The sequence below is a fragment of the Streptomyces sp. NPDC102259 genome (assembly GCF_044766465.1).
Taxonomy (GTDB): Bacteria; Actinomycetota; Actinomycetes; order Streptomycetales; family Streptomycetaceae; genus Streptomyces.
On record NZ_JBIWMA010000002.1, the window covers coordinates 664747 to 677213 of the forward strand.

Annotated in this window: 10 protein-coding genes and 1 pseudogene; 7 read left to right on the top strand and 4 right to left on the bottom strand. The window is 73.3% G+C overall.

Annotated elements, in window-relative coordinates:
- Positions 1-11: 11 nt before the first annotated feature.
- The 5 genes from ACIRPU_RS07505 (at position 12) to ACIRPU_RS07525 (ending at position 6703) form a co-directional block, all read left to right on the top strand.
- Positions 12-1028 (top strand): asparaginase, encoded by a 1017-nt coding sequence (locus ACIRPU_RS07505; RefSeq protein ID WP_403863582.1) that lies wholly within the window; start codon positions 12-14, stop codon positions 1026-1028.
- A gap of 260 nt (positions 1029-1288) precedes the next feature.
- The gene (gene aspA, locus ACIRPU_RS07510; RefSeq protein WP_403862943.1) at positions 1289-2701 is read left to right on the top strand and encodes an aspartate ammonia-lyase; all 1413 of its coding nucleotides are present in this window, start codon (positions 1289-1291) and stop codon (positions 2699-2701) included.
- A gap of 54 nt (positions 2702-2755) precedes the next feature.
- Positions 2756-3685, top strand: coding sequence for a glutaminase (locus ACIRPU_RS07515; protein ID WP_403862946.1), 930 nt, complete (start codon positions 2756-2758; stop codon positions 3683-3685).
- Between the two features lie 142 nt (positions 3686-3827).
- Positions 3828-5234 (top strand): polyprenol phosphomannose-dependent alpha 1,6 mannosyltransferase MptB, encoded by a 1407-nt coding sequence (mptB, locus tag ACIRPU_RS07520; protein WP_403862949.1) that lies wholly within the window; start codon positions 3828-3830, stop codon positions 5232-5234.
- Between the two features lie 20 nt (positions 5235-5254).
- Positions 5255-6703 (top strand): glycosyltransferase 87 family protein, encoded by a 1449-nt coding sequence (locus ACIRPU_RS07525; RefSeq protein WP_403862952.1) that lies wholly within the window; start codon positions 5255-5257, stop codon positions 6701-6703.
- Between the two features lie 83 nt (positions 6704-6786).
- On the opposite strand, the pseudogene ACIRPU_RS07530 reads toward ACIRPU_RS07525, so the two are convergent.
- The 3 genes and pseudogenes from ACIRPU_RS07530 to ACIRPU_RS07540 form a co-directional block, all read right to left on the bottom strand.
- Positions 6787-7638 (bottom strand): annotated as a pseudogene (locus tag ACIRPU_RS07530) (D-alanyl-D-alanine carboxypeptidase family protein); the annotation flags it as partial.
- Between the two features lie 89 nt (positions 7639-7727).
- Positions 7728-8870, bottom strand: coding sequence for a transcription termination factor Rho (gene rho, locus ACIRPU_RS07535; protein WP_403862955.1), 1143 nt, complete (start codon positions 8868-8870; stop codon positions 7728-7730).
- 419 nt (positions 8871-9289) lie between these two features.
- Positions 9290-9853 (bottom strand): TetR/AcrR family transcriptional regulator, encoded by a 564-nt coding sequence (locus ACIRPU_RS07540; RefSeq protein ID WP_403862958.1) that lies wholly within the window; start codon positions 9851-9853, stop codon positions 9290-9292.
- Between the two features lie 119 nt (positions 9854-9972).
- On the opposite strand from ACIRPU_RS07540, the gene ACIRPU_RS07545 reads away from it, so the two are divergent.
- Entirely contained in the window at positions 9973-10881 is a 909-nt protein-coding gene (locus ACIRPU_RS07545; protein ID WP_403862960.1) for an SDR family oxidoreductase, read from the top strand.
- Positions 10882-10903: 22 nt separating this feature from the next.
- Here ACIRPU_RS07545 and ACIRPU_RS07550 read toward each other — a convergent pair whose 3' ends face one another.
- Positions 10904-11353: a MarR family transcriptional regulator gene (locus tag ACIRPU_RS07550; RefSeq protein ID WP_403862963.1), complete on the bottom strand. Its 450-nt coding sequence runs from the start codon at positions 11351-11353 to the stop codon at positions 10904-10906.
- Positions 11354-11498: 145 nt separating this feature from the next.
- Between ACIRPU_RS07550 and ACIRPU_RS07555 the strand changes: the two genes are divergently transcribed.
- Positions 11499-12320, top strand: coding sequence for an alpha/beta fold hydrolase (locus ACIRPU_RS07555; protein ID WP_403862966.1), 822 nt, complete (start codon positions 11499-11501; stop codon positions 12318-12320).
- The last annotated feature ends 147 nt before the right edge of the window (positions 12321-12467 follow it).

The window sequence follows — 12467 nt, forward strand, 5'->3', positions numbered from 1 at the left end:
TGCAGGCAGTGATGTACAGCAGTTCCCTCGCCGACGCCCCCGCGATCCGCGAACCCCTCCACACTCCCGTCGCCCACCTCGTCCGCGGCGGGGTGACCGAGGGCATCCACTACGGCTCCGTCGTCGTCCTCGGCGCGGGCGGCGAGATCGAGCTCCAGCTCGGTGACATCGAGGCCGCCTTCTACCCGCGCTCGGCGCTCAAGCCCGTCCAGGCCGTCGCCATGGTCCGGGCCGGGCTGCCCCTCGACGGCGAGCTGCTCTCGCTCGCCGCCGCCAGCCACTCCGGCGAGGAACGCCACCTCGCCGGAACCCGGCGGATCCTCGAACTGGCGGGCCTCCAGGAGGACGACCTGCGCAACGTCACGGACCTGCCGTACGACCCGGCGGTCCGCGACGCGTGGATACGGGAGGGCCGCGCGCCCTCCCGACTGGCCCAGAACTGCTCCGGCAAGCACGCGGCCATGCTGTACACGTGCCGGCTCAACGGCTGGTCCCTGGACGACTACCTCGACCCCAGGCACCCGCTCCAGCAGGCCATCGCCGAGATCGTCGAGGACCTCACCGGACAGCGGATCGCCCGGGTCACCGTCGACGGGTGCGGCGCACCGCTGTTCTCGGTCTCCCTGCACGGCCTCGCCCGGGCCGCCGCCCGGGTCACCACCTCGGCGCCCGGCACCCCCGAGGCGCGGGTGGCCGACGCGATGCGCGAACACGCCGAGATGGCCTCCGGCTCCGGCCGGGACGTCGCCGCGCTGATGCGGGCCGTCCCCGGCCTGCTGGCGAAGGACGGCTTCGAGGGCGTCGAGGTCGCCGCGCTCCCGGACGGCCGGGCCGTCGCCGTCAAGATCTCCGACGGCGCGAACCGCGCGCGGGTCCCGGTCACCGCGGCCGCCCTCGTCCGAGCCGGTGTGGACCCCGCCCTCCTCACCGAGTTCGCGGGCGAACTCCTTTTCGGCGGCGGCGAACCGGTCGGCCGCATCCGCCCGGTACGCGCACTGGATCCGGTCACCGTGCGCGCCTGCGCCTGACGGACTCCGGTGACCACCGGGTGTGCGCGGTGGTCACCGGCGGACCCCCGGTCCCCGCGCGCGGTCCCCGCACCGCGATCAGGACCGCGCCCGGTCCCCGAACCGCCGGTCCGGTCACCACCGGACCGGCGCCCGACCGGCTCGGGCGGTCGTCACCCCGTACCGCCCGAGCCGGCATCACGCCACCCGCGCCGCCCGCCGCCCGCCGCTCATCCGCACCCGCACCCTCACCATCACCCTCGAAAAGAGGCCGCACCGTCATGACCGCCGCCGTCACCCGCAGCGAACACGACCTGCTCGGAGACCGGGACGTCCCGGCCGACGCGTACTGGGGCGTCCACACCCTGCGCGCCACGGAGAACTTCCCCATCACCGGGACGCCGATCTCCGCCTACCCGCATCTCATCGACGCCCTCGCCGCCGTCAAGGAGGCCGCCGCCCTCGCCAACGAGGAGCTCGGCCTGCTCGCGCCGGACAAGACGGCCGCCATCGTCGCCGCCTGCCGTGAGATCCGCGCGGGGAAGCTGCACGACCAGTTCGTCGTCGACGTCGTCCAGGGCGGCGCGGGCACCTCGACCAACATGAACGCCAACGAGGTCGTCGCCAACCGGGCGCTGGAGCTGCTGGGGCACGAGAGGGGGCAGTACCGGTACCTGCATCCCAACGAGGACGTCAACCTCGGGCAGTCGACCAACGACGTCTACCCGACCGCCGTCAAGATAGCGACGGTCTTCGCGGTACGTGGACTGCTCAAGGCGATGTCCGTACTCCAGGACGCGTTCGCCCGTAAGGCGGTCGAGTTCCGTGACGTGCTCAAGATGGGCCGTACACAGTTGCAGGACGCGGTGCCGATGACGCTCGGTCAAGAGTTCTCGGCCTATGCCGTCATGATTGACGAGGACCGCAACCGTCTTGACGAGGCCATCCAGTTGATCCATGAGATCAACCTGGGAGCCACGGCCATCGGGACCGGCCTCAACGCCCCCGCCGGATACGCCGAGGCCGCCCGCCGCCACCTCGCCGAGATCACCGGGCTGCCGCTGGTCACCGCGGCCAACCTGGTCGAAGCCACCCAGGACTGCGGCGCGTTCGTCCAGATGTCCGGCGTGCTCAAGCGTGTCGCGGTCAAGCTCTCCAAGAGCTGCAACGATCTGCGGCTGCTGTCCTCCGGGCCGCGCGCCGGCCTCGGCGAGATCAACCTGCCGCCCGTGCAGGCCGGTTCGTCCATCATGCCGGGCAAGGTCAACCCGGTGATCCCCGAGGTCGTCAACCAGGTCGCCTTCGAGGTGATCGGCAACGACGTCACCATCACGATGGCCGCAGAGGCCGGACAGCTCCAGCTCAACGCCTTCGAGCCGATCATCCTGCACTCCCTGTCGGAGTCCATCACCCATCTGCGCGCCGCCTGCCTCACCCTCGCCGAGCGCTGCGTGGACGGCATCACCGCCAACACCGAGGTACTGCGCGCCAGCGTCGAGAACTCCATCGGCCTGGTCACCGCCCTCAACCCGCACATCGGGTACACGGCGGCCACCGACATCGCCAAGGAGGCCCTCGTCACCGGCCGCGGCGTCGCCGAACTCGTCCTGGAGAAGGGCCTGTTGCCCGCCGAGCGGCTCGCCGAGCTGCTGCGCCCCGAGATCCTGGCGGGCAGCGGAGCGCCGCTCGTCTGACACCCGTCACCCGCGACGACGCGCCAGGACCGGTACGGAGGCACAATAGTGATCATGACAACGACGTCGTCCCGTGCCTTCCAGCCGGTCCTGGACCGCATCGCCGAGGAGATGGAACGCACCCCGGGCCGGGGCCGCCCCGCCGACTACATCCCGGCGCTCGCGGCCTGCGACCCGCGCCGCTTCGGCATGGCCGTCGCGGAACCGGACGGCACGGTGTACGGCGTGGGGGACTGGCGGGAGCCGTTCTCCACGCAGTCCCTCACCAAGGTCTTCACCCTCGCCCTGGACCTGGCCCGCGAGGGCGACGAACTCTGGGAGCACGTGGGCCGCGAACCCTCGGGCAACCCCTTCAACTCCCTCGTCCAGCTGGAGTACGAGAACGGCATCCCGCGCAACCCCTTCATCAACGCGGGCGCGCTGGTCGTCACCGATCGGCTCCAGACCCGTACGGGGGACGCGGCGACCGAACTCCTCGGCTTCCTGCGTGCGGAGAGCGGCAACCCCACGCTCGGCTTCGACGAGGAGATCGCCGCCTCCGAGGCCGCCCACGGCGACCGCAACGCCGCCCTCGCCCACTTCATGGCGTCCTACGGCAACATCGACAACGCGGTACCGGTCCTCCTCGACCAGTACTTCCGGCAGTGCTCCCTCACCGCCTCCTGCGCCGACCTCGCCCTGGCCACCGGCTTCCTCGCCCGGCACGGAGTCCGCGCCGACGGCACCCGGCTGCTCACCGGCAGCCAGGCCAAGCAGGTCAACGCGGTGATGCTGACCTGCGGCACCTACGACGCGGCCGGCGACTTCGCCTACCGAGTCGGCCTGCCGGGCAAGAGCGGCGTGGGCGGCGGCATCATCGCCGTCGTACCGGGCCGCTGCACGCTGTGCGTGTGGAGCCCGGGACTGGACGAGCGGGGCAACTCGGTGGCGGGAGTGGCCGCCCTGGACCGCTTCACGACCCTGACCGGCCTGTCGGTGTTCTGAGCCCGCGGCTCGGCCCGGGGGACCGCCCGGACCCGCGCAGCCCAGCGGCACGGCCCTCGTCCCACACGTCGGTCACGCGCAGGCCGCCGCCAGGAAGGCGCGATGTCGCTCTGCGGTCACCCGGGACGGACACCATGACGGAGTGCTGGCCAAGGCTTTTCCCATCGATCTCCGTCGCTGCCAGGCTCTGGGCCTGGCCGGCACGGCCTGTCTCGCGCTCGGCGGCGAGACGGCCGGCGCGCTGCCCGCCCGGGAACTCCTGGCCCCGTCCTCGGCACACGCCGTGCTCGGCCTGGTCGGCGTGTACTTCGGGCTGGTGCTGCTGACCGCGGCCTGGGTCCTGCTGGGCACTCTGGTGCGCGGCACGAATCCACCGACCCCCCGCGCCCTCGTCCTGGTCCTCGTCGTCTGGGCCGCGCCGCTGCTGATCGCGCCGCCGCTGTTCAGCCGGGACGTGTACAGCTACCTGGCCCAGGGCGCCATGGTGGACGCGCACCTCGACGTGTACGCGCACGGTCCGGCCCGGCTCGGCGGTCCGCTCGCCGACGAGGTCGCCCCGCTGTGGCGGAACACCGGAGCCCCGTACGGCCCGGTCTTCCTCGCCGTCGCCGCCGCCCTGTCCGGACTGACCCGGGGGGCCCTCTCCGCCGGGCTGCTCGGCATGCGGTGCGTCGCGCTCGCGGGGGTGGCGCTGATGACGGCCGCGCTGCCCCGCCTCGCCCGGCACAGCGGAGCTGACCCGGCCGCCGCGCTCTGGCTCGGCGCACTGAATCCGCTGGTCCTGCTGCATCTGGTGGCCGGCGCCCACAACGACGCGATCATGCTGGGTCTGCTCGGTGTCGGGCTGGTGGCCGCGCTCGGCCGGCGCCCGGTGCTCGGGGCCGTCCTGGTCACGCTGGCCGCCCTGGTCAAGGCGCCCGCCGCGCTGGGACTCGTCGCGATCGTGGTCCTGTCACTGCGCGCGGGCCGGCGCCCGGTCCTGACCCTCCTGGGCACGGGGGCCGCGGTCGCCGCCACCACGGTCGTGGCGACCGCCGTCGCGGGCACCGGCTACGGCTGGATAGCCGCCCTGGACACGCCCGTGTCCGCGCACAACTGGGCGCTCACCAGCCTGCTGGGCCGTGCCACCCGTGCTCTCCTGGAGGGCCTGGGCAGCGACCTCGCGCCCTTGGCCGTGCCCGTCTGGCACGCCCTGGGACTCGCGGTCACCGCCGTCGCCCTCGTCGTCATATGGTGGCGGCTGCGCCCACGCCCGGTGTACGCGCTCGGTCTGAGCCTCGCCACGGTGGCCGCGTTCGGTCCGGCGATCCGCCCCTGGTACGCGCTGTGGGGTCTGTTTCTCATCGCCGCGGCGGCCCCCGACACCCTGACCCGCCACCGGACGGCGGCCGTGGCGGGCGTCCTCGCCCTCGCCGTCCTGCCCGACGGGGGTCCCGCCGACACGGGCCGTCTGGTCCTGGCCGTCTCCGGCGGCGCGCTCGCCGTGGTCGTCCTGTGGCAGGCCCGCCTCGCGGCCCAGGCACCGACCGCCCTGGGGCGTACGGCGTGAGACCAGGTGAGTTCCGGGGTGTGAAACCGCCCCGCGCAGACCGCGGCCGCCTCCTGCTGCTCCTCGCGCTCGCCGCCGCCGTCACCGTCTTCACCGCGACGGTGCCGCTGCTGCGCGACTGGTTCGACCTGCGCGTCTACTACGGCACCGTCAACAGCTGGATCCATGACGGCGGCCGGGTCTACGACTACCGGGTGCCGGGCACTCCGTACGGCTTCACCTACCCCCCGTTCGCGGCCGTGGTCATGCTGCCGATGGCACTGGTCGGGCTGCGCACCGCGATCGTGACCGCCCTGCTGCTCAACCTGGCGGCGCTGGCGTTCGCCGTGCGGGTGTGCGTCGGCCCCCGGTGGCGGCGGTACGGCTGGTACGAAGCCGGTCTCGCCGCGTGCGCTCTCGCGCTGTTCGAACCGCTCCGCGACACCTTCAGCTTCGGCCAGGTCAACCTGCTGCTGCTGGCCCTGGTGCTCGTCGACGCCGGGCTGCTGGCGTCCGGGCGGACCCGCTGGGCCGGGGTCGGCATCGGCCTGGCGGCGGCCGTCAAGCTCACGCCCGCGCTGTTCATCGGCCTGCTGCTGGTCGCCCGACGGTGGCGGGCGGCCGCGGTGGCCACGGCCGTGGCGGCGGCCGCCACCGCGCTCGCGGCCCTGGTCGCCCCGGACGCCTCGCGCTTCTACTGGACGCGGGCCCTGTGGGACACGAGCCGGGTGGGCCGGCTCGACTACGTCTCCAACCAGTCGCTCCAGGGTGTCCTGGCGCGGCTGGGCGTGGAGAGCCGGGCGGTCTGGGCGGTGCTGGTCCTGGCGGCGCTGGGCTGGTGGGCGTGGCGGGCCCGGCGGGCGGCCGCCGTGGGGGACTGGCAGGCGGCCTTCGCCCTCACCGGCCTCACCGCCTGTCTGGTCAGCCCCGTGACGTGGGTGCACCACCTGGTGTGGCTGCTGCCGTCCTTCGCGGTGCTGATCCGCGCGGGGCGCCCACGCGTCGCGGGCGCCCTGTACGCGGTGCTGTGCACCAGCGTGGTGTGGCTGTGGTTCGACGACGCGTCAGGCGTCGGCGGCTTCCTCGGCAGCAACGCCTACACCTGGATCACGCTGGGCCTGCTGGTGTGGCTGCCCGTCGGTCATCTCCCCGCCGGGCGGCGGCCGATGAGCCAGAGCACGAGCGCCACGGCGGCCCCGCCCAGCGCGGCGGCGCCCGCGATGAGCGCCGCCTCCGACCAGCCGAGAGCGTTGCCGGCGTCGACGGCGACGGCGACGGCGACGGGGACCGGGCTCGTGCGGGGCACCGGCGTGGACTTCGGTGCGGGCTCCGGTGCGGACTCGGGCGTGGACTGCGGAGCGGACTCCGGTTTCGGCCCGGGACCGGGGAACGGCCACGGACGGACCCGCAGCGCGTCCAGCGAGCCCACCGGATCGACCCGCCCGGCGGCCGCGAACCCCCAGTCCAGCAGCTCGCGCGCCTCTTCGTAGACCTCGAACCCGCCCCCCGCCTGAGGGTTCATCACCGTCACGACGAGGGTGCGTCCGCCCTGACGGGCGGCGGCGACCAGGGTGTTGCCGGCGTTGCTGGTGTAGCCGTTCTTGATCCCGATCAGCCCCGGGTACGGCTCGACGCCGTCCGCCCCGGTCAGCAGCCGGTTGGTGTTGGCGATCCCGTACGACCAGCCCCCGCCCCCGGGGAAGCTCGCCTCCGCGGTGCCGCAGTACCGCGCGAAGTCCGCGTTGCGCAGCCCCGCCCGCCCGAACACCGCCAGGTCGTACGCCGAGGAGACCTGGCCCGGAGCGTCGTATCCGTCGGGCGACACCACGTGGGTGTCCAGGGCGCCCAGGGAGCGCGCCTTGGCCTGCATCCGGGTGGCCGTGGCGTCCCAGCCGCCGTTGAGGGCCGCCAGTACGTGCACGGCGTCGTTGCCGGAGTTGAGGAACACTCCGCGCCACAGGTCGGCGACCCGGTACGTGTGCCCCTCGGTGACCCCGACGAGGCTGCTGCCGGGCCCGATGCCCATGAGCTCCTCCTCGCTCACCCGGTGCCGGATCTCGCCGGGCAGGGCCGGCAGCACCGTGAGGGCGAACAGGGTCTTGAGGGTGCTGGCCGGGGGCAGTTTGCGGTGGGCGTTCGACGCCGCGAGCACCTCGCCCGTCCGCGCGTCGGAGACCAGCCAGGACAGCGCCGAGACGTCGGGGACCTCGGGGGCGCCACGGTGGGGCCTGACCTGCGTCCCGGAGCGGTAGAGCAAGGACGGCCGGGGCGCGGCCACCCGTGGGCCACCGGGTCCCCCGGGTCCACCGGGCGTTCCGGGGTCCGCACCGGCCGGGGCGGCCGCGGCGGGGCCGAGGGCGAGGAGGCCCGCCACACAGAACGCGCAGGCCGTCGCAGCGGCCCGGGAAGAGAATCCGATCGTCATACGAACAACGTAGGAATGAACCCGGCGTTCCCCGCGCTTCCCGTGCCGGACACGGGTGCGCGTGCACCCGGATGCCGCACGCGCACGCCCTACGCGGCGGGCAGGGTCGGCTGGATGCGGCGCAGAAAGGCCGTGTTGTCCGGGGTCTCGCGCATCCGTTCCAGGAGCGTCTCCAGGTTCGCCTGGCCGTCCCTGGTCTGCAGGGCCCGGCGCAGACCGCGTACGGCGGTCAACTCGCCGGGGGAGTAGAGGAGTTCCTCGCGCCGGGTGCCGGAGCCGTTGATGTCGACGGCCGGGAAGACCCGCCGGGAGGCCGGTTCGCGGTCGAGGCGGAGCTCCATGTTGCCGGTGCTCTTGAGCTCCTCGAAGTAGAAGTCGTCGGCGCGGGAGCCCGTTTCGACCAGGGCGGTGGCGAGGACGGTGAGCGAGCCGCCCTCCTCGGCCGCCCGCGCGGCGCCGAAGAACCGCTTGGGGCCGATCAGCGCGGTCGCGTCGACACCGCCGCTGAGGGTGCGGCCCCCGGCGGCGGCCGCGTTGTTGTGGGCCCGGCACAGCCGGGTCAGCGAGTCGAGGAGGATCACGACGTCCTCGCCCGCCTCGACGAGCCGCTTGGCCCGCTCGATGACGAGTTCGGCGAGGGCGATGTGCTGCTTGGGCGCCCGGTCGAACGTCGAGGCGTACACCTCGCCGCGCACGGAGCGCCGCATGTCGGTGACCTCCTCGGGCCGCTCGTCGAGCAGAACGACCATCAGTCGCGCTCCGGCATGGTTGCCGGCGACGGCGGCGGCGATCTGCTGGAGCAGCACGGTCTTGCCCGTCTTCGGCGGGGCGACGATCAGTCCGCGCTGGCCCTTGCCGATCGGCGCGACGAGATCCGTGACCCGTCCGGCGAGGCCGGCCGCCGGGTGTTCCAGGCGCAGCCGCTCGTGCGGGTGGACGGGCGTGAGGTCGCGGAAGTGCCGGCGAGCGCGCTGCTCCTCGGGTGGACGGCCGTTGACGCGGGCGACCTCGGTCAGGGCGCGCTGGGTGCCGCGAACCCCTTCCACGAGGTCGCCCCTGCGCAGGCCGTGACGGCGGATCAGCGCGGCCGGGACCTGGAGGTCGGTGGGCGTGGGCAGGCAGTCCGGGGGGCGCAACTGCCCCTTCCCGCTCGCGTCGATGTCGAGGACACCGGCGGCGACCCGGGCCGGCGGCTGCTGCTGTACAGGGGGGTGTTCGAGAGTGGTGGTCATGGTGGTCGGTCCTTTCACGGACGGAAGGCATGAGGCATGCGGAGATGGGGGGAGCAGCCACGAAGGGAGGGCGCACGGCGCGCCTCGGGTGGCGGGAACAGCACCTCGGCCACGGCAGAACAGAGCCGTCGGTGAGGTGGTGCGGGAAAGCCGCTGTACCGGTCGGAAACGACGGGTGATGCGGCGAACTGAAGGGAACTGGCACCGGCGCCCACAAGCGGGGCGTACACAAGTGCTTCCGGCACTGTAGCACACCGGTCGGTCCCGATGGCGTCAACGCGCCCAAGGCGGTGGTTGTTCCCACCGCAGGGCAGGGCAGGGCGCGGGCGGGGGATCCATGGCGGGGGATCCCTGGCGTAGGGATCCCGGGCGGGGCGATGCCTGGCGGGGTGATCCCGTGCGGAGCGATCCGCGGGGCGCTAGCCGCCCGCCGTCACGGCCTTGAGTTCGGTCAGTGACTCGCTGAGCAGGTCGGCCAGTTCGCGGTGCTCGCCGGGGGCGATCCAGCGTTCGTAGCCGACCTTGAAGACGGCGATCCCGGCCTCGGCGGCGAGGGCGGCGCCGGGGTCCGGGACGCCTCGGGCGCGCAGGGCCTCCGTCACGGCGGCCGAGAGCGCGGCGAGTTTGATCAGTTCGCGTTCCTGGAGTTCCGGGTGCGAGCCGACGACGGACTGCCGCTGCCGGGAGGTCTCGCGCTCCGGGAACACCGCCGCGACGGCCTCCAGCCCCGCCGCCACGACGTCGATCGCAGCGGCGGACGGCGGCGCCTCGGCGACCGCCTTCGCGAACACCTGCCCCAGCACCGCCGAGCCGCCGAACAGCACCTCACGCTTGTCGGCGTAGTGCCGGAAGTAGGTGCGCTCGGTGAGCCCGGCCCGCCGGGCGATCTCCGCCACCGTGGTCTGTTCGTAGCCGCGCTCGCCGAACAGATCCAGCGCCGCCCGTGCCAGGCGCTCTCGCGCGTTCGGCTCCCATCTACCCATGGCCGGATCCTACGCGATGACAGTCCCTGACATCAGTGCTAGCGTCGATGACGACAGTCACTGACATCACTCGATGCCGCCCGACGGTATTCGACTCACTCGTGGTCTGAGGTACTCCCATGCGCATCTTCGTCACCGGCGCTTCCGGCTGGCTCGGTTCCGCTCTCGTCCCCGATCTCCTCGACGCGGGGCACGAGGTCACCGGCCTCGCCCGCTCCGACACCAGCGCCGCCGCGCTCTCCGACGCCGGAGTCGGTGTGGTCCGGGGCACGATCGACGACCTCGACGTCCTCGGCACGGCCGCCGCCGCGTCGGACGGCGTCGTCCATCTCGCCTTCAAGCACGACATCGCCTTCACCGGCGACTTCGCGGGGGCCGCGCGGGCCGACCGCCGGGCCGTCGACACCCTCACCGACGCGCTGGCGGGCAGCGGGCGTCCGCTGGTCGTCGCCGGCGGGTTCGCGGGCTTCCCGCCGGGGCGCGCGGTGACCGAGCGGGACATGCCGACGAGCGACGGATCGGCGTTCTCCCACCGCGCGACCACCGCCGCCGCGGTGCTGGACGCGGCCGGGCGGGGCGTGCGCTCGTCGCTGGTACGGCTGTCGCCGACCTGCCACGGCGACGGGGACGCCGGGTTCATGGCGTCCCTCGTCGCCCTCGCCCGCGCCAAGGGCGTCTCCGGCTACCTCGGTGACGGCGCCAACCGCTGGCCCGCCGTCCACCGCCTCGATGCGGCCCGGCTGTTCCGGCTGGCGGTGGAGCGGGCGCCGGCCGGGACCGCACTGCACGGCGTCGCCGACGAGGGCGTCGAGATCCGCGCCGTGGCGGAGGTGATAGGCCGTCACCTGGACGTCCCGACGGCCCCGATCGCTCCCGAGGACGCCCCGGCCCACTTCACCTGGCTGGCCGGCCTCGTCGGTCAGGACCTCCCCGCGTCCAGCGCCCTCACCCGCGAACTCCTCGACTGGCGCCCACTGCGGCCGGGGCTCCTGGAGGACCTGGAGAAGGGGCATTACTTCCGCACGTGAGCCCGGTCATCCGGGTCGCCGCTCAGCGGAGTCGCGCGAGGGCCTCCGGTGAGAGGAGCTCGGCGAGCTGTTCCAGCAGGGCGATCGTGCGGGTGATCTCGGCGGGGTCCTCCGTCCCGAGCGCCGTTCCGATCGCGGCGTCGACGGGGGCGGCGGCCACTTCGGAGCGCCGCCCGGAGACCTCGGGGGCGCGGCGCAGCAGGGTGCGGCGGCGGTCGGCCGGATCCGGCGTGACCACGACGGAGTCGACCTCCCTCAGCCGGGCCACGCACCCGGAGATCGCGCTCTGCGGCAGCCCCGTGCGGGTGGCGATCTCGCCGACCGTGGTGTCGGGGTGGGCGTAGATGTCGAGCATCACGATCAGCACGGAACGCGTACTGGTGGAGTACCGGCCGACGCCCTCCGTGGGGATCGCCTCTTCGCCGATCTTCATCAGGGTGCGGCCCAGCAGGAAGAGCTCCACTCCGTTCATGGTCCACAGGTTACATCCAACTTGATGCATCTACCTCAATGCATCCGCCTCAATGCATCCGCCTCAATGCATCTGTCTTGATGTATCGGGAATGATGGATTAGCTTGGGCGTCGTCAGTCCGCAGGCGTCGACCGAGGAGTTCCCATGCAGGCCGCCCTGACCGTCCCCGGCGCCACCCTCCACTACGAACTCCGCGGCAGTGGACCCCTGTTGCTCGTCGCGCAGAGCGGTGAGGGCGACGCCAACCGCAGTGACGCGATGGTCGACCACCTCGTCGGCTCGTACACCGTCGTCACGTACGACCGCCGTGGTCTGTCCCGGAGCCTGCTCGACGAGCCCGGATCCGGCGCGACGCTGGACGAGCACGTGGACGACGTCCACCGGCTGCTCGCCACCCTCACCGACGAACCCGCCCTGATGCTGGGGTGCAGCATGGGAGCGGTCATCGGCCTGCGGCTCGCCGCGCGGCACCCGGGCCGGCTGAGCACTCTCGTCGCGCACGAGCCGGCCGTCCCCGGCCTGCTCCCCGAGTCCGAACGGCGGCGCACACAAGACGAGTTGGACGAGATGCGGGCGACCTTCGAACGGGACGGCTGGATCGCGGGCGTGCGACGGATCGGCCAACTGCTCGGCATCGACCCGGCCCGGCAGGAGACCGAACCCGGCGCGCGACTCGCCCCGCTCGACGCCTCCCGCGAGGCGAACTTCGACTTCTTCGTCCGCCACGACGCGCTCACCATGCGCGACGCCGACCTGACCCCGGCCGAACTCGACGCCCTCGCGACGGGCCCCGTGCGCATCGTCCCGGCGGCCGGCCGCACCACCCCCAGGACCGTCTTCGACTACCGCTGCGCGCAGGAGCTCGCCGTCGGGCTCGGCACCGGTCTGACCCACTTCCCCGGCGGCCACAACGGCAACCTCACCCACCCGAAGGGCTTCGCGGAGGTGCTGCACGGCCTGTGGTGAACCCTGGCGTCCTTCGCCGCCGCACACCAGCGCCGCGCAGGCGACGGCCGGCGCACAGGTGCGGACGGCGACCGGGTAGGCGCCGGCCCCGGGCCGGACGCGCCACCGAACCACCTGTGGAGGGGCGCGCTGGACCGTCTGGACCGT